Origin of the sequence: Bacillus sp. B25(2016b) (genome assembly GCF_001679765.1) — a bacterium.
Classification (GTDB): domain Bacteria; phylum Bacillota; class Bacilli; order Bacillales; family Bacillaceae_G; genus Bacillus_A; species Bacillus_A thuringiensis_K.
Window position 1 is genome coordinate 1,010,091 of sequence record NZ_CP016285.1, and the last position, 19,046, is coordinate 1,029,136.

Below are 19,046 nucleotides of genomic sequence, written 5' to 3' on the forward strand. Positions count from 1 at the left end.
AGGAAAATGAAACAAAAAAAGAATAAAAGATATTTTTAGCACACTATTCGAAAGGATAGGCCGCAAAGCTTAGAGTCTACGGTAATACATATTGGTTACTAAGATCGTCTGGTTGCACATTTTTGATGCAACCGGACGATCTTTTTTTGTTATATAAATATAAAAATTTAGGAGGGAACTATGCAAATGAAAAGTACTAAAAGGCACATTTCAATGGTTTCATTAGTTTTTCTAGTATTATTTTCAGTGCTGAATGTATGGGCTCCAGTTATTCAAGCTGCTGTGATGAAAAGTCCAGTGGACGAAATTAATATTTCCCGTACTGATGGCACGACATCTGAACCGTATCAAGCCTCAGATGGAATGAAAGTAGAAGTGAAGTGGTCAGCTAAAGAAAAAATAAAAAGTGGAGATCAGTTCACAATTGATATGCCAAAAGAGTTTCGAAAAGACCTTATGAATATGAGTTTTCCCTTAAAAGATGCTGAAGGAAAAACAGTTGGTACATGTGAGATGAAAAAGGGTTTATTAACATGTACTATGGGTGATTACGTAGAAGGAAAGAATAACATTAAAGGTTCTTTATTCGTAGAATTCTACTTTGGTCTAGAAGCATATGATGGTGTTAAAGAAATTCCATTAGAATTTAACGTTGATGGTCAAATCGTCAATAAAGAAGTAAGTGTAAATAATACGACAGAGAGACCGAAGCCACAGCCCAATACGGAAAATTTATTGAAATGGGGTTCTTATAATCAAGAAGATCCTTCAATTGCTGATTGGCTTGTATATGTAAATGCAACTGGAACAGAAATGCAAGATCTTAAATTAACAGATACATTAGGACCTGGGCATGAGTTAATTACAGACAGCGTAGTATTAGAAGAGGCTGTATTTGAAGATGGTTATGCACCAACAAATATTAAGCCAGCAGATTTATCTAACATTAAAATTAATGCAACAAAGACTGGATTTACAATTGAATTTCCAGACAGTTCAAAAGGCTATATTTTAAGATATAAAACAAAGGTTACAAATCCTGCTGCAAAGCCTCATAAAAATACTGTGAAATTAGAAGGTAAAAATATTGTAACTGAAGAAAAAGTAGGACAAGTATTTGTAAGTGGTGGGGGAGGATCCGGTTCAGGTGACGATAATCCACCTAGTATTGAAAAAAATATAGTTGATGAGAATGGCAAGCTTGTAGAGAATGAGCAGCTAACACAAATGGATCAAGTTATTCAATACCAAGTTGGTACACATATACCAAAAGATCCTCTTAAATACACATCAATGGTAATTAGTGATGATTTAGAAGATGTTTTAGAAGTATTAGAGGCAAAAGTGTATGATCAAAATGGCCAAGATATTACATCTAAAGGAACGTTAAATATAGATAAACAAAGAAGTGAAGTAACATTTACGTTTGGTGAGAATTTTGACTATAAGTCATATGAAGACCAGATAATTAATCTCAGTATCAAGGCGAAAATTAAAAATGATGCAGACTTATCTTCTTACGTAGATAAGAAGATTCCTAATAAAGCGGAATTACATTTTGATGATAAAACATTAACATCAAAAGAAGTAACTATTACGCCGCCTGAAGCTCCAAAAGATGGTACAGTATCGATTCATAAAATAGATTCTGAGAATCCGAACAAAGGGTTAAAAGGTGCCGAATTTGAAGTTCGAAATAGTGCAAATGAAGTTGTTGCAAAACTGAAAACGGACGAAAAAGGTTTTTCAGTACCTCAAACTTTAGCTCCTGGGACGTATAAAGTTTATGAAACAGTAGTACCAGAAGGATATCAAAAATTAACAAGCCCAGTAGAGGTTACACTTCAAGCTGGAGAAACAAAAACAATTGAAATTAAAAATACTATGCAAAAGGGTCAAATTGAAGTAAAGAAAATTGATTCGGAAAATGGTGAAAAACCATTAGCAAATGCAGAGTTTGATATAGTAAAAGACGGTGTAGTAGTCGAACATATTGTTACAGATAAAGATGGTAAGGCAACTTCTAAACCGTTAGCACTAGGAAAATATATTTTAAAAGAAACGAAAGCGCCTGAAGGCTACCAATTAAAAGAAATAGAGTTCGAAGTAAATGTAACAGGGGACGGCATATTTCCAATACAAGTGGAAAATGCAATGATAGACAAAGGTAATATAGAAATTACAAAAGTGGACAAAGAAAACGGGGCAGTATTAGCGAGTGTCGAATTTGAAGTCCAAGATGAGAAAGATGGAGTAGTAAGAAAAGTAGTAACAGATAAAGATGGAAAAGCAAACGTTTCAGATTTATCAGTAGGAAAGTACAAATTAGTAGAGACGAAAAGCTTACCGGGTTATAAAAAGCTAACAGAACCAGTACCATTTGAAATAAAAAAAGGTATGACAAAAGCTTTAGCAATAAAAGTAGAAAATGAGCAGTTAGACAAAGGCTCAGTAGAAATTACAAAAATAGATAAAGATAGTCAAAAAGTATTAGAAGGCGTAGTCTTCGAAGTGCAAGATGAGCAAGGCAAAGTAGTAACAGAAGTAAAAACAGATAAAGATGGTAAAGCAAAAATCTCTGATTTATCAGTAGGGAAGTACAAATTAGTAGAGACGAAAAGTTTACCAGGCTACAAAAAGCTAACAGATTCAGTATCATTCGAAATTACAAAAGGTATGACAACGGTCCTATCGTTGAAAGTAGAAAATGAACAGTTAGATAAAGGTTCAGTAGAAATTACAAAAGTAGATAAAGACAGCAAAAAAGTATTAAAAGGCGTAGTCTTTGAAGTGCAAGATGAAGCTGGAACAGTAGTAAAGGAAGTAAAAACAGATAAAGATGGTAAAGCAAAAATCTCAGATCTATCAGTAGGAAAGTACAAATTAGTAGAGAAAGAAAGTTTACCAGGCTATAAGAAACTAACAGATCCAGTATCATTTGAAATAAAAAAAGGCATGACCGAAGTTCTATCATTAAAAATAGAAAATGAAATGGTAGATACGGGAAATATAGAAATTACAAAGATAGATAAAGATAATAAAGCACCGTTAGCGGGAGTAACATTCATCGTCCAAGATGAAAAGGGTAATGAAGTTACAAAAGTAACGACAGATAAAGATGGAAAAGCAAATGTTTCAGATTTACCTGTAGGAAAGTATGAATTAGTAGAGGTAGAAAGTTTACCTGGTTATAAAAAGTTAGAAAAACCAATATTATTTGAAATAAAAAAAGGCATGACCGAAGTCCTATCATTAAAAGTAGAAAATGAAATGGTGGATACAGGGAATGTAGAGATAACAAAAATAGATAAAGATAGTAAAGCTCCATTAGAAAATGTTGTATTTGAAGTACGTGATTTAAAAGGAAAAGTAGTTGCGAAAGTAAAAACGGATAAAGAAGGAAAAGCAAACGTTTCAGATTTATCTATCGGGAAGTATGAGTTGGTAGAAGTAGAAACACCGGCAGGATACAAACCACTAGAAAAGCCAATTTCATTCGAAATTGAAAAGGGTAGAGTAACAGCGCTAAAGCTAACAGTAGAAAATGAATTAGTGGATACAGGAAATGTAGAAATTACAAAAGTAGACAAAGAAACGAAAGATGCTTTAGCTGATGCAGTCTTTGAAATTCAAGATGAAGCAGGACAAGTAGTCGCTAAAATAACGACAGATAAAAAAGGACAAGCACAAGCTACTAATTTATCAGTTGGCACATACAAGTTAGTAGAAGTAAAAGCACCAAAAGGATATAAACAATTAGTAGATCCGATTACTTTCCAAATTGAAAAAGGCATGACAAAATCTCTTGCTTTAACAGTAGAAAATGAAATGTTAGACAAGGGAAATGTAGAAATCACAAAAGTAGATAAAGATAGTCAAAAAGTATTAGCAGGTGTAGTCTTCGAAGTACAAGACGAACAAGGCAAAGTAGTAACAGAAGTAACGACAGATAAAGAAGGAAAAGCAACAATTTCAGATTTATCAGTAGGAAAGTATAAATTAGTAGAAAAAGAAAGCTTACCAGGCTACAAACAATTAACAGAACCAGTATCGTTTGAAATTAAAAAAGGTATGACGAAAGTTTTATCATTGAAAGTAGAGAACGAACAGTTAGACAAAGGTTCAGTAGAGATTACAAAAGTGGACAAAGAAAGTGGCGCAGTATTAGCGGGCGTAACATTCGAAGTGCAAGATGAAAAAGATAAAGTAGTAACGAAAGTAACAACAGATAAAGAAGGAAAAACAACAATTTCAGATTTATCAGTAGGAAAATATAAGCTAGTAGAGGTAGAAAGCTTACCAGGATATAAAAAACTAGCGAAACCAGTATCATTCGAAATCAAAAAAGGTATGACAGAAGTCTTATCACTAAAAGTAGAGAATGAACTAGTAGACAAAGGCTCAGTAGAAATCACAAAAGTAGATAAAGATAGTCAAAAAGTATTAGAAGGCGTAGTCTTCGAAGTACAAGATGAAAAAGACAAAGTAGTAACAAAAGTAACAACAGATAAAGAAGGAAAAGCAAAAATCTCAGACTTATCTGTAGGAAAGTACAAATTAATAGAAAAAGAAAGTTTACCAGGTTACAAAAAATTAACAGAACCAGTATCATTCGAAATTAAAAAGGGTATGACAGAAGTTCTATCATTAAAAGTAGAGAATGAACAGTTAGACAAAGGTTCAGTAGAAATTACAAAAGTAGATAAAGATAGTCAAAAAGTATTAGAAGGCGTAGTTTTCGAAGTACAGGACGAACAAGATAAAGTAGTAACGGAAGTAAAAACAGATAAAAATGGTAAAGCAAAAATCTCAGACTTATCTGTAGGAAAGTACAAATTAGTAGAGAAAGAAAGCTTACCAGGCTACAAACAATTAACAGAACCAGTATCGTTTGAAATTAAAAAGGGTATGACAGAAGTTCTATCATTAAAAATAGAAAATGAAATGGTAGATACGGGAAATGTAGAAATTACAAAAATAGATAAAGATAATAAGGCACCGTTAGCAGGTGTAGTCTTTGAAGTACAAGACGACAAAGGCAAAGTAGTAACGAAAGTAACGACAGATAAAGCTGGAAAAGCAATAGTTGCAGATTTATCAGTAGGAAAGTACAAGCTAGTAGAAGTAGAGAGTTTACCAGGCTACAAAAAATTAGAAAAGCCTGTACTATTTGAAATTACAAAAGGTATGACAAAATCTTTAGCGTTCACTGTAGAAAATGAAATGGTAGATACGGGGAATGTAGAAATCACAAAAATAGATAAAGACAGTAAAGCACCATTAGAAAATGTTGTATTTGAAGTACGTGACTCAAAAGGCAAAGTAGTTGCGAAAGTAACAACGGATAAAGAAGGAAAAGCAGACGTTTCAGATTTATCTATTGGAAAGTATGAGTTAGTAGAAGTAGAAACACCAGCAGGCTACAAACCACTAGAAAAGCCAGTTTCATTCGAAATCAAAAAAGGTATGACGAAAGTCTTATCATTGAAAGTAGAGAATGAACAGTTAGACAAAGGTTCAGTGGAGATTACAAAAATGGCTGCTGAAAGCAAGGAAGTCTTATCAGGAGCTGTGTTTGAAGTTCATGATGAAAAGGGAAAAGTAGTAGTGAAAGTAACAACAGATAAAGATGGAAAGGCAAAAATCGCAGATCTATCTGTAGGTAACTACACACTAGTAGAAGTAGAAGCACCAAAAGGATATGAAAAATTAACTAATCCAATTCCATTTGAAATTACAAATGGAATGATAAATGCAGTTCAATTAGAAGTATTAAACAAATTGAATCATTTAGCACCACCAGGTCCAGAAACACCAGATCCAGAAAATCCTGGAACACCGGATCCAGAAAATCCTGGAATACCAGATCCAGAGAAACCTGGAACACAAAATCCAGAAAAAACTGAAAAAGAATTACCGAAGACAGGGCAGAAAATGCCTGTGGAACCATATATGGGAGCACTTCTTGTAATGATGAGTTTTGGATTACTCGTATTAGGTAGAAAACAGCAGAGATAATAAATGTGAAAAGGTATCCTCAAAGTATTTGAGGATACCTTTTTTAGCATAAAAAAAGGCATCTAGCAAAAGTACTAGATGCAAATAAAAACACAAGGGAAGACAAAATTCTTCCCTTTTCCCGTATGTAATTATATCAAAAAATTTATAAAAAACTAGCTATATTTCAAATATAATTTTAAAAAAAGTTATATACATAAATAATTGCAATACACGCAGTTTTATCTTTCTGAAAAATCTATTTCTTTATTTTTGAATATTAAGACTAATGTTGATAAATCTTCAGATAATTAGAAAAAATACCCGAAAGGATATATAATATTGCTTAATAAATAATTTTAATGAATTACGTATATTTCATTTGGTGTATTAATTGAATATCATAATTTTAAATTTTATTAAGCAAGAATCTCGGTTACTTATTGCATTTCTAACATAGGGTGAGATAGAAAAATACAATAGTGTGGAGGTTTTTATAATGACGTTTGTTCTTAGTAAAATGAGTGGCTTTAGCATAGAAGAAAAGGTACATGAATTTGAATCTAAAGGATTCCTTGAAATCTCAAATGAAATCTTTTTACAAGAGGAAGAGAATCATCGTTTATTAACACAAGCACAGTTAGATTATTATAATTTGGAAGATGATGCGTACGGTGAATGCCGTGCTAGATCTTATTCAAGGTATATAAAGTATGTTGATTCACCAGATTATATTTTAGATAATAGTAATGATTACTTCCAATCTAAAGAATATAACTATGACGATGGCGGGAAAGTTAGACAGTTCAATAGCATAAATGATAGCTTTTTATGTAATCCTTTAATTCAAAATATCGTGCGTTTCGATACTGAATTTGCATTTAAAACAAATATAATAGATACAAGTAAAGACTTAATTATAGGTTTACATCAAGTAAGATATAAAGCTACTAAAGAAAGACCATCTTTTAGTTCACCTATTTGGTTACATAAAGATGATGAACCAGTAGTGTTTTTACACCTTATGAATTTAAGTAATACAGCTATTGGCGGAGATAATTTAATAGCTAATTCTCCTCGGGAAATTAATCAGTTTATAAGTTTGAAGGAGCCTTTAGAAACTTTAGTATTTGGACAAAAGGTCTTCCATGCCGTAACGCCACTTGGAACAGAATGTAGTACGGAGGCTTTTCGCGATATTTTATTAGTAACATTTTCTTATAAGGAGACAAAATGAGAGAGAATAAAATAATTATGATTTCTGGAGCCAATAGCGGTATAGGTTATGCTTGTATAAAATACTTTTTAGAAAAATCATTTCATGTAATAGCGCTTGATATTAATAATAATAATTTAATAGATTATATGAAAACAGATATGCCTTTGAAAGTAGTGCAAATTGATTTAAGTAATAGCGAAGCAATTCATAATCTTTTTACTCAATTAGATTTAGAAAAGCTTTCTCCTGATATATTAATAAATGCAGCTGGTATTCGAGAGATAACACCTGTTTTACATTTATCCGATGATATGTTTAAAAAAGTAATTGATGTAAATTTAGTAGCCCCATTTATCCTTTCTAGGGAAGTAGCGAAGCGATGGTGTGAATCGAAAATAAAAGGTTGTATTGTGAATATAGCATCGGTTTCTGGATTAATGGCTGAACCAGAGCGAGCTGCTTATGTTGCATCAAAGCATGCTTTAATCGGATTAACTAAACAGATGGCTATGGAATTTGGGAAGCAAAATATAAGGGTAAATAGCATTTCTCCTGGTGTTATTAGAACTGAACTTACAGAAGAATACTTTAGTAATAAAGCCTTGATGTCTATGATAAAAAGTAATCAATCTTTAGATACTTGGGGGTTGCCGCAGGATGTTGTTTCATGTATTGAGTACTTGATTTCTGATCAGGCCCGCTTTATTACTGGTTCTAATTTTGTAATTGATGGTGGTTGGACTGCTGGGAAAAATTTATAATTGAGTGTTTTTGAGGAAAAGCACCTGTCCTTTTTTAGGCTGGTGTTTTTCTCACTATAAACCGAGTTTTTATTGGAGGGGGATTAATTTGCTTCAAAAAAGTTTTAAGCAAGAGAAAACGGTACCGGCCTTAAAGATGATAGCGTCAATGGTTATCTTTGGATCAGTTGGATTTTTTTCGGTTCAAACAAACTTACCTTCGTTTGAATTAGTGTTTGTAAGGTGTATTTTTGCGACAATATTTTTAAGTGTATGCTGGTTGCTTACAGGGCAATATAAACAAGATAAATGGGAACGAAAAGAAGTTATTCAAGTTTTAATATGTGGCTTTTTCTTAGTATTTAATTGGGTTTTCTTATTTAAAGCCTTTGAAAATATGTCAGTTACAATTGCTATCTCAGTTTATCATCTTGCACCAGTAATTGTACTGTTAATTGGAAGTATCGTCTTTAAAGAAAAATTAACATTAATATCTATCATTTCAATAGTTGTGTGTTTTGCAGGAGCTTTATTAATTGCTGGTATCGATGGAAGCTTCTCTGTCGGCTCATTAATGTCTTCAGGTATGATATGGGGATTTCTTGCAGCTCTCTTTTATGCATTTACAACTTTATTTGGTAAAGGGATTAACAAAATGAGTGCGTATGCAATGACATTTTTACAAACATTCTTGGGGATATTTCTTTTAATACCATTTATAGATTTAGATGCTTTTAGTGGCCTCACTCAAAGTAATTGGACATATATTATAGCTACTGGTTTTATTCACACAGGGATAGTATATTATCTGTTTTTTGATAGTCTACGTTATTTATCTACAAAAACAATCTCAATATTAGTTTTTTTAGATCCGGCAGTGGCAATATTATTAGATACTGTACTTACTGGATTCCGTCCAACTTTAATGCAAATAACAGGAATTCTTTTTATTTTTATTGGCATGACTTTAACATTAAAAAAATCTAAAGATAAAAAACTGAGCCAAAAAGAAAATCAAATTGAAAGCGATGCTAGTATATCTCAACAATAATGAAATATATTGTGCATAAAACGATAAACCTTGCATGAATTATGTAAGGTTTATTTTAGTTCAAAATAATTCATATTTATAATATATAATTTTCAAAACTGAGGTATGTGTTTCTTTAATATGCTTTTGATTCATATTTTTTGATAATATATAAGTAATAAATTCATAGAATTGGAGTGATGAGATGCAGCCGTTAGAAAGAGAGATTCATTCTAATATGCTGAAAGTGTGGCGAATTCACGCTTTAATTGGGGCGGCAGTTATACTAACAGTCGTAATTGCGTATTTCTTTTTTATGATTAATTTTAACTGGTGGGGCTGGTTGTTTGGACTATTAGTAACAGGAGCCATTATATTTATTCCACTTGATTATTTTGTGTTTCCAAATTTACGTCAGCGCTATTATAGTTACAGATTAAATGAAGAAGAGATTGAGATTCAAAAGGGAATGTTCGTTGTAAAACGCGTACTTATTCCGATGATCCGTGTGCAGCACGTAACGATTGAGCAAGGGCCAATCATGAGAAAGTATAATTTAGCAGAATTACATATTTCAACAGCCGCAACTTCTCATAGTATCCCAGGTTTAACGAAAGAAGAAGCAGAACAGCTGAAAAGACAAATTGGAGAACTTGCGAAAGTGAGTGATGAGGATGTATAAGAGGCAACATCCGATTACAATATTGTTAGGTATTAGGGTTGCGAGTTTGTTGCCACTTATTATTCTTGTTTTATTTAAACCTGATGAACAAGTGGAACCTTGGTATTTATTTTATCTTTTTCTTCTGGTTGTTTTATTCATCATGGCTATTTTTTCAGCAATTAAATGGTATTTTAAAGTGTACTGGATTGAGAATAATATTCTACATATAAAGCACGGTGTTTTTGTAAAGAAGGAAAGTTATTTAAATAAAGAACGTGTGCAAAATGTTAGTACGTCTTCTAACGTTATTTATCAGATGCTTGGACTTATGAAGTTAAATATAGAAGTAGCGGGTGGTGGTAGTGAACCAGAAGTGATGTTGGCTGGTATTAAAGAAGACGAGGCAAAACATTTAATCGCTTTATTACATAAGAAAGAAACTACTGTAAAAGAAGAAATAGAAGAGGAAGAAAGCAAGACGGTTTATCAGTTAACAGCGAAAGAGGTTTTAGCAGCAGCGATTACCTCTGGTCGGTTCGGACTAGTGTTTTCTGGACTAGTACTTCTTTACACAAAGTTTGATTTTATTCTTCCTGAAGGATTCACAAGTAAAGTAGAAGCGTATGTGATGGGAAACGGTGTTTATAAACTAATTGTAATAGCATTAATTTTAATGGCAATTTCATGGATTATTTCCACGGCTGGATATGTGTTGAAATATGCAAACTTTAAAATTGAGCGAAAAGGGGAAGAAATTCGTATCGTTCAAGGTTTATTTGAAAAGAAAGAGTTTGTCTTAAAATTGCACCGAATTCAAGCGATTACTGTAAAAGAAGGTATGCTTCGCCAGCCATTTGGTTATTGCGCTGTTGAAGTGGAAGCAATTCACAGTATTGGAGCAGCAAGTAATGAAGTGATGCTGCATCCGTTTATGAAGAAAAAAGATGTACGGCAACTGCTCACATATTTAGAGTTACCTTATGAAATTGAAGCGGAGATCGTTCACTTACCAAAAACAGCGTTGCGTCGTTATTTCATTATGGGCTGGTTAATAAGTATCATACTAACAGTTCTAATTGCCAGCGTTAGTATATATTTAAAACAATATATTGCATTGTTTGTTATTTTACCGTTATTTATCGTATTTTCGTTACTTGCGTATGCTAGATATAAAAGCGGCGGTTATGAATTAAGAGAAAATCAACTAACGGTTGTATATCGTGATTTTTCGAAATATACAGGAATAATGCGAAGAAGACATGTTCAAGCAGTAGGTTATAATCAATCGTATTTTCAAAGAAAGGATGAATTATGTACAACTCTTGTAGCGGTAGCGGGGCGGGGTTATGAAGTAAAGCATATGAGAAAAAAAGATTCACTTCGTATATATAATTGGTACAAAGAAAAAGGAAACACCGGTGTGTAATGGTGTTTCCTTTTTATGTCATGATTTGTCGATAAGTCGATATATTCGAAGAATCGCTGATATAATTCGAGTTACGCCGATATATTCGAAAAATCGCCGATATAATTCGAGTTGCGCTGATATATTCGAAAAATCGCCGATATAATTTCACATACCGAGAATTCCGAACTCCAAACTCCAAAAAATTAAACTAACACATTAAAAGTAGTCACAAAAGATGGACGTGAGAAAATACTCTTTTGCTGTTCCGCATGTGGATGTGCCGGAGCTTGTCCTTCTGCTTGCGTGGGACGTTTTTTATGAGCGTTTTCGAATGAACGTGATTCTGTCCAGTCTTTAAAGTTTTGCTCTGTTTCCCACATCGTTAAGATAACATATGTATCGTTACTTAATGGGCGTAGAACACGGATCGCTTGGAATCCTGGTTCGTTTTCGATAAGGCCTGCGCGGTTTTTAAAGCGGTTTTCAAATACAGGGCGACCTTCGTCTGTGACAGAAATGTTGTTACAAACGATATAGCCAGGTTGTCCTTTAAATTCACCGACAGCATCTAGTACGTCATACTTAAGTGAGCCTTCTACAGATTCTTCTGTATTTTCTTTATAAAACATATTTTTTTCATCATTTTTTGCAGTGAAATGTGCTTGTTCTAGAGGTGTTTCATATGAAATAATAGCCTTCATTTTAATGCCCCCTTAATAGTTTGTTTCTATTATATCAACTCTCTTAAAAAACTTCGAAGATAATATACATAAAGATACTTCTTTTTCAAATAATAAATGTACCATCATTTGGAAAGAAGGACGATGTATGAAGAAAGTAAAGTGGACTTTATTAGGCGGCGTCGCAACGTTCGTAGTAGCGATTGTACTCTATAAACTTATCGTGTTAGCTGGTGGCTATATGATGGATGAAAAGCAGCTCGTTTTCCACTCTTCATCACGTATCGTTGACCAGAAAGGGAAAGAAATTACGAAATTATACGTAGAAAATAGAGAGCTCGTACCGATCGAGCAAATTCCGAAGTATGTGCAACAGGCATTTGTTGCGGTGGAAGATTCTCGTTTTTATGAGCATCAAGGAATTGATTATCCCTCTATATTCCGTGCTCTTTATAAAGATACGTTAGCTGGAGAAAAGGTAGAGGGCGGTAGTACCATTACGCAGCAACTCGCTAAAAACGTCTTTTTAACTCGTGAAAAAACATTTACGCGCAAATTGAAGGAAGTCGCAATTTCTCTTCAATTAGAGCAAAAATATACGAAGCAACAAATTCTTGAAATGTATATGAACCATATTTATTTTGGTCATGGGGCTTACGGTATTCAAGCAGCAGCAAAGTTATATTTTAATAAAAATGTTGAGGATTTAACAGTAGAGGAAGGGGCAATGCTTGCAGGCCTTCCGAAGTCACCAAACGGATATTCACCGTACTATTCTGCAGAGAAGAGTAAGGAACGCCGCGATCTAGTATTGTCACTTATGCATAAACAAGGCTATTTGACTGCCGAAGATAGCGTACGTTATCAAGGAAAGACGATTGCTTTATATAAAAACTTAGACGAAAATGAGCTCGCATATATGCCGTATATTGATATGGTCATAGATGAAGCAGCTCGTTTATACGGATTGTCTCATCAAGAAGTACTTCGCGGAGGATATACGTTTGTCGTACCTATGGATGAAAAAATTCAAAAGGTAGCGTATAACCAGTTTCAAGATGCAAGGAATTTTCCTGGGAAAGAAGAAGGGGCACAAGGTGCATTTTTATTAATGGATAATCGTACGGGAGGGATTAAAGCGGCGATTGGGGGAAGAAAGTACGTCCCGAGAGGATTTAATCGTGTTTTTGCCAAAAGGCAGCCCGGATCTGTTTTAAAACCACTTATCGTTTATGCACCAGCACTAGAAACGAAAAAGTATAATCCGTATTCTTTATTAACGAATGAAAGAAATTCTTTTGAAGGGTATGAACCTCGAAATTATAATCATGAGTATTCAAAAGAAATGACGATGTATGATGCGATTTTAGAGTCGGCAAACGTACCGGCAGTTTCTTTATTAAATGAGTTAGGGGTAGAAGAAGGAAAGCAATATTTAGAAAAAGGAAATGTCCATATTGCAGATGCTGGTTTAAGTACAGCGCTTGGCGGATTGAAAAATGGCGTTTCAACATTTGATCTTGTAAAAATGTATCGTTCATTTTTAGCAAATGGAAATATTATCGAGCCGCACGTTATTGATAAAGTATTAAATAGACACGGTGCAGTCATTGGGGAATCTCCAAAAGTAGAGACGAAAATCTTCTCGAAGCAGACAGCATGGTATATGACGAAAATGTTAGAAGGAGTTGTGAAGGAGGGGACAGCGAGAGCAGGTGTATATAACGGTGCGCTAGCTGGAAAAACGGGTACAACTTCATTGCCAAATGACGATAAGGGAGCAAGAGATATGTGGTTCGTCGGCTATACACCGAACTTAGTAGGCGCTGTTTGGATTGGTTATGACCGTACGGATAAGGAACATCAGTTGCAAGGAGAAAGTGCATCTGCGACAAAATTGTTTAAGAAAATTTTAACGAAGGCTAATGTAGAACATAAAGAGAAGTTTATGAAGCCTGAAGGTGTGGAAACAATCGGTGCTCCGATTCGGCTGCGCAAAATTGAAGATGTAAAAATGAAACTATCATTTAGCCCTTTCGGTTTATTTAAAGCAAAATTAAGTTGGACGCCACTTCCAGATAACAGAATTATGTACCGAATCTATAGAGTGGAGAACGGAATTCATACGCATGTTAGCACTGTAAATGGTGCTGGAGAATATGAGGAAAAGTTCGTTAACATATTTTCAAAACCGAGCTTTTACGTTGTACCATATAATTCACAAACGAATCGCGAAGGAGAAAAGTCAAAAGTAGCTAAACCATAGTTTTTCTCTGTGTTATAATAAGAATGTTGTGAAAATAGTAAGCGTTTTTACGAATGTTTGTGTCAATTTAATGAACAACGTACATAATATTATGCATTTTGTTTTTACAAGCTGTATAGTAAAAAAAGATAAATATCGAACGTATTCGAAGCATTGGTAAGGAAGGGAGCAAGGGTCTTGGTAAGAACTATAAATGAGACATTTTTAAAAGCATGTAGGGGGGAACGTACCGATTATGTACCAGCATGGTATATGCGTCAAGCAGGTCGTTCACAGCCGGAATATAGAAAGATTAAAGAAAAGTATTCTTTATTTGAAATTACACACAATCCAGAGTTATGTGCTTACGTTACAAAATTGCCGGTTGATCAATATAACGTAGACGCAGCAATTCTTTATAAAGATATTATGTCACCACTACCTGCAATTGGTGTGGATGTAGAAATTAAATCAGGTATTGGCCCAGTTATCGATAACCCAATCCGTTCTTTACAAGACGTAGAAAAACTAGGGGAAATCAATCCAGAAGATGATGTACCGTACATACTAGATACAATTCGTTTATTAACGACAGAAATGTTAGACGTACCGTTAATCGGTTTTTCAGGAGCTCCATTTACATTAGCGAGCTATATGATTGAAGGCGGTCCATCTCGTAACTACCATAATACGAAAGCGTTCATGTATGCAGAGCCAAAAGCTTGGTTTGCTTTAATGGATAAGCTAGCAGATATGGTTATTACATATTTAAAAGCGCAAATTAACGCAGGAGCAAAAGCAGTTCAAATTTTCGATTCTTGGGTTGGAACAGTAAATGTAGCAGATTATCGCGTATTTATTAAACCAGCAATGGAGCGTATTTTTGCAGAAGTTCGTAAGATGGGTGTACCGATGATTATGCACGGCGTAGGAGCTGCACACTTAGTGAATGAGTGGCACGACTTACCGCTTGATGTAGTCGGCTTAGACTGGCGCTTACCGATTGAAGAAGCACGTGCACGCGGCGTTCTTAAGGCGGTACAAGGAAATATGGACCCTTCATTCTTACTTGCACCATGGTCTGTTATTGAAGAACATGTAAAAGGTATTTTAGATCAAGGGATGAAACAGCCGGGTTATATCTTTAACTTAGGTCACGGTGTGTTCCCAGAAGTAAATCCAGATACATTAAAACGTTTAACTACATTTATTCATGAATATTCTAAAGGGAAGTTAGCGAAGTAAAGGAGAATTGCTGTATGAAAAAGAAAATTGGTTTGCTTGTAATGGCATACGGAACGCCATATAAAGAAGAAGATATTGAACGTTACTATACACATATTCGCAGAGGAAGAAAGCCAAGTCCTGAAATGTTGGAAGATTTAACAGAGCGTTACCGTGCAATTGGTGGTATTTCTCCTTTAGCTACTATTACATTAGAGCAAGCTAAGAAGTTAGAGAAGCGCTTAAATGAAGTACAAGATGAAGTAGAGTACCATATGTATCTTGGCTTAAAACATATTGAACCGTTTATTGAAGATGCAGTGAAAGATATGCATAACGACGGAATACAAGATGCAATCGCACTTGTTCTTGCACCTCATTATTCTACGTTTAGCGTGAAATCATACGTTGGACGAGCACAAGAAGAAGCTGAGAAACTTGGAAACTTAACAATTCATGGCATTGATAGCTGGTATAAAGAGCCGAAATTCATCCAGTACTGGGTTGATGCAGTGAAAGGTATATATAACGGTATGTCAGATGCAGAGCGTGAAAAAGCAGTATTAATTGTATCTGCACATAGCTTACCAGAGAAAATTATTGCAATGGGCGATCCATATCCAGATCAATTAAATGAAACAGCGGATTATATCGCGCGCGGAGCTGAAGTAGCAAACTATGCAGTAGGCTGGCAAAGTGCAGGAAACACACCAGATCCTTGGATTGGTCCAGATGTACAAGATTTAACGAGAGAACTAAATGAAAAGCACGGTTATACTTCATTCGTATATGCACCAGTTGGATTTGTTGCGGAACATTTAGAAGTTTTATATGACAACGACTTTGAGTGTAAAGTTGTAACGGATGAAATTGGTGCGAAATATTATCGTCCAGAAATGCCAAATGCATCGGACGCATTTATTGATTGTTTAACAGATGTTGTATTAAAGAAAAAAGAATCTGTACTGTAAGAAGAAAGGGGGAGCCTGCTTGAGGAAAAAAGTTGTGATCGTCGGCGGAGGTATTACTGGATTAACAGCAATGTATAACTTACAAAAAAATATTCATGAAAAAAACTTGCCGATTGATACATTACTTATAGAAGCATCGGGTAAACTTGGCGGAAAAATTCAAACCGTTCGAAAAGATGGATTTACAATTGAGCGCGGACCGGATTCTTTCTTAGCACGAAAAGAAAGTGCAGCTAGATTAGTGAAAGAATTAGGCCTTGGCGATGAACTTGTAAATAATCAAGCCGGTCAATCATTTATCCTCGTAAACAATCGATTACATAAAATGCCGAATGGATCAATGATGGGAATTCCAACGCAAATTACGCCGTTTCTATTTTCCGGGCTGTTCTCCCCAATTGGTAAACTAAGAGCTGGTTTTGATCTATTAATGCCAAGGTCAAAGCCAGTATCTGACCAATCACTCGGACAATTCTTCAGACATCGTCTTGGAAACGAAGTGGTTGAAAACTTAATAGAACCGTTACTATCGGGTATTTATGCAGGGGATATTGATGAAATGAGCTTAATGTCAACATTCCCGCAAATGTATCAGATTGAGCAGAAACATCGCAGCATTTCACTCGGTATGCGTACGCTCGCTCCGAAAGAAGAGAAAGCTGAACCGAAAAAAGGAATCTTCCAAACAGTGAAAACAGGTTTAGAATCTATCGTTGAATCTCTTGAAGCAAAGATGCATGAAGGTACGATAATAAAGGGAACTCGCATTGAAAAAGTTGCAAAACAGGGTGATGGTTATACGATTACTCTTAGTAACGGAAAAGAAATAGAAGCAGACGCTATCGTAGTGGCAACTTCGCATAAAGTATTGCCGTCCATGTTTGCTCAATACAAGCAGTTTCGTTTCTTTCGTAATATTCCATCCACATCCGTTGCGAATGTCGCACTTGCTTTCCAAAAGTCCGCAATCCAGCGCGATATTAATGGTACAGGATTTGTCGTATCACGAAATAGCGATTACACCATTACAGCATGTACGTGGACGCATAAAAAATGGCCACATACAACGCCAGAAGGAAAAACACTCCTTCGCTGTTACGTTGGACGTGCTGGTGATGAAGCGGTTGTAGAACAAACTGAAGAAGAGCTCGTTCAGCTCGTACTAGAAGATTTAAGAAAGACGATGGATATTACAGAGGATCCAGAGTTTACAATCGTAAGCCGCTGGAAAGAAGCGATGCCTCAATATACAGTAGGCCATAACGAGCGAATGAAAAAGCTCACAACATTTATGGAGAAAGAGTTGCCTGGTATATACTTGGCAGGTAGCTCCTATGCTGGTGCTGGACTTCCAGATTGTATTAATCAAGGTGAGGAAGCTGCAAAGCGTGTATTATCTCATTTGGAGAAAGTAATAGATGCTGAATTAATCGCACAATAAACGAAACGCCTTCAATCATATTGAAGGCGTTTCGTTTATTATATAAAATACTTATTCGCCAATAAACATATATAAGTTATTTGGCTTTATAACAGCATCTCCTGCATAAATAACCCATTCTGTTAAGTTATCAAAATCTAAATGATAACTATTTCCTTCACTCATATCTTCTATGAAATATGGTTCATTAATGAGTATTCCTTGAATGAAATCTTCCGTAATGTTTTGCATTTCAAACCACATATGTTCACTTTTTCCTTCTTCGTAGGAGACGCCAAACTTAGCAAGGAAACGAAAATCTTCATTTGATTGTTCAATGTGAAAAATGTTGCTGAAATACCCAAAAGTATTTTTCGCATTGTAAGCCATACGATCGGTTTCACTATTTGTTTTATAGAACATGAGCCCTGTAGCTTCCTCGTGTTCTTTGAAAAAACTTTCAATATATTCTTCTGAAGTATTAAATTTGAATAAGAGAACGGATGGAGATTGATGGTATTCATCTCGGGCATCCATTCCGCCTAAGAATGCATTTTGTGAATCTATTGGTTGTAGACTCACTTCCTCATCTTCGATTGAAGATAATTGGTCCATACTCGTTTTATGCCCTATATAAGATAATCCTTTTTCCCACGGAACAGCGACTGTATGTATAGAACCTTGCTGACTATGCGCGATAACGATAGGCTCATTCATAGGGACTTGTCCATTCTCAACGGCATTATTAGCAAATGTTTGAAAGAGATCGCTAATGCCGTAGTAGGAAGAAATGCGATTTGGAATAATTAACTCTATTTCAGTTACGCCTGCTCTTAAAAGACCATGTGTATGAAACCAATATTGCGTAGGCTCACCGTCTTTATCGTCTTCATAAACGGAATGAATAACGTATAAGTCAGGAATGTCAGGTAATAATTCATTTTCAACGTGATATTCAATATAGCTTCTAGATATCACTTTCATTGCTGCACTTGAATCGATTACAAATAACAAATCTGGGGCGAGATTCCATAAGAACTGTAACTGCTGGAAAAAGCAGTCCAGTACATCGCCTACAAATAGCGTACGAGTGAAAATTTCAGTGCCGAAAGCTGCATCTTCAAAATTACGATCTACGATTGTAGTATCTTGTCTATTGTACATTTTATATCCTTCTGGATCGTTCGGTTCATCAATATGCAGTTCATACGGTATGACTGTTTCACCCATATGTAATTCAACAATAAGGCTTGTCTCATCACTATAAACAATTTTTAAATCATCAACTTTAGTAGCGATCGTTTCTAGTCGCTGTTTTAACTGCTCAATTGTAATTCTAGTTGGTATAACGGCAATCATATCTGAAAAATGACGTTCTAATGTTCCATTCATAGCTGCGCGGTATGTTTCTGTTTGCACTTCCATCCAATCACTCCTATTCAAATGAA

12 protein-coding genes and 1 riboswitch are annotated in these 19,046 nt (G+C 34.9%); of the genes, 10 read left to right on the forward strand and 2 right to left on the reverse strand.

Going from position 1 to position 19,046, the window contains the following annotated elements:
* Positions 1-27 precede the first annotated feature (27 nt).
* Positions 28-120, forward strand: a riboswitch (cyclic di-GMP riboswitch).
* A gap of 60 nt (positions 121-180) precedes the next feature.
* From BAQ53_RS05245 to BAQ53_RS05270, 6 genes are all read left to right on the forward strand, one after another.
* Positions 181-6,018, forward strand: coding sequence for a SpaA isopeptide-forming pilin-related protein (locus tag BAQ53_RS05245; RefSeq protein ID WP_208906570.1), 5,838 nt, complete (start codon positions 181-183; stop codon positions 6,016-6,018).
* Between the two features lie 478 nt (positions 6,019-6,496).
* A complete protein-coding gene (locus tag BAQ53_RS05250; protein ID WP_000144819.1) occupies positions 6,497-7,234 on the forward strand; it encodes a 2OG-Fe dioxygenase family protein in 738 nt (245 codons plus the stop codon).
* Entirely contained in the window at positions 7,231-7,977 is a 747-nt protein-coding gene (locus BAQ53_RS05255) for an SDR family NAD(P)-dependent oxidoreductase (RefSeq protein ID WP_208906571.1), read from the forward strand. The genes BAQ53_RS05250 and BAQ53_RS05255 overlap by 4 nt, the downstream gene beginning before the upstream one ends.
* Positions 7,978-8,065: 88 nt before the next feature.
* On the forward strand, positions 8,066-9,007 hold the full coding sequence (locus BAQ53_RS05260) for a DMT family transporter (protein ID WP_000939631.1): 942 nt from the start codon (positions 8,066-8,068) through the stop codon (positions 9,005-9,007).
* A 184-nt stretch (positions 9,008-9,191) separates the two neighbouring features.
* The gene (locus BAQ53_RS05265; RefSeq protein WP_001182719.1) at positions 9,192-9,668 is read left to right on the forward strand and encodes a PH domain-containing protein; all 477 of its coding nucleotides are present in this window, start codon (positions 9,192-9,194) and stop codon (positions 9,666-9,668) included.
* A complete protein-coding gene (locus BAQ53_RS05270) occupies positions 9,661-11,076 on the forward strand; it encodes a PH domain-containing protein (RefSeq protein WP_000278146.1) in 1,416 nt (471 codons plus the stop codon). Before BAQ53_RS05265 ends, BAQ53_RS05270 begins: the two co-directional genes overlap by 8 nt.
* A gap of 185 nt (positions 11,077-11,261) precedes the next feature.
* Here the strand turns inward: BAQ53_RS05270 and hmoB are convergent, their stop codons facing one another.
* Positions 11,262-11,759: a heme-degrading monooxygenase HmoB gene (gene hmoB / locus BAQ53_RS05275; RefSeq protein ID WP_000644056.1), complete on the reverse strand. Its 498-nt coding sequence runs from the start codon at positions 11,757-11,759 to the stop codon at positions 11,262-11,264.
* 127 nt (positions 11,760-11,886) lie between these two features.
* Between hmoB and BAQ53_RS05280 the strand changes: the two genes are divergently transcribed.
* The 4 genes from BAQ53_RS05280 to hemY all read left to right on the forward strand — a co-directional run bounded on the left by BAQ53_RS05280 (position 11,887) and on the right by hemY (position 17,619).
* Entirely contained in the window at positions 11,887-14,004 is a 2,118-nt protein-coding gene (locus BAQ53_RS05280; protein ID WP_000756299.1) for a transglycosylase domain-containing protein, read from the forward strand.
* Positions 14,005-14,181: 177 nt separating this feature from the next.
* Positions 14,182-15,228 carry a uroporphyrinogen decarboxylase gene (gene hemE / locus BAQ53_RS05285; protein ID WP_000252606.1) on the forward strand — a complete coding sequence of 349 codons (1,047 nt, stop codon included), beginning with the start codon at positions 14,182-14,184 and terminating at the stop codon, positions 15,226-15,228.
* A gap of 14 nt (positions 15,229-15,242) precedes the next feature.
* Positions 15,243-16,178 (forward strand): ferrochelatase, encoded by a 936-nt coding sequence (hemH, locus tag BAQ53_RS05290; RefSeq protein ID WP_000726775.1) that lies wholly within the window; start codon positions 15,243-15,245, stop codon positions 16,176-16,178.
* Between the two features lie 19 nt (positions 16,179-16,197).
* The gene (gene hemY, locus BAQ53_RS05295) at positions 16,198-17,619 is read left to right on the forward strand and encodes a protoporphyrinogen oxidase (RefSeq protein ID WP_001228098.1); all 1,422 of its coding nucleotides are present in this window, start codon (positions 16,198-16,200) and stop codon (positions 17,617-17,619) included.
* A 51-nt stretch (positions 17,620-17,670) separates the two neighbouring features.
* On the opposite strand, the gene BAQ53_RS05300 is transcribed toward hemY, so the two are convergent.
* Entirely contained in the window at positions 17,671-19,023 is a 1,353-nt protein-coding gene (locus BAQ53_RS05300; RefSeq protein ID WP_000453723.1) for a DUF4026 domain-containing protein, read from the reverse strand.
* Between the last annotated feature and the right edge of the window lie 23 nt (positions 19,024-19,046).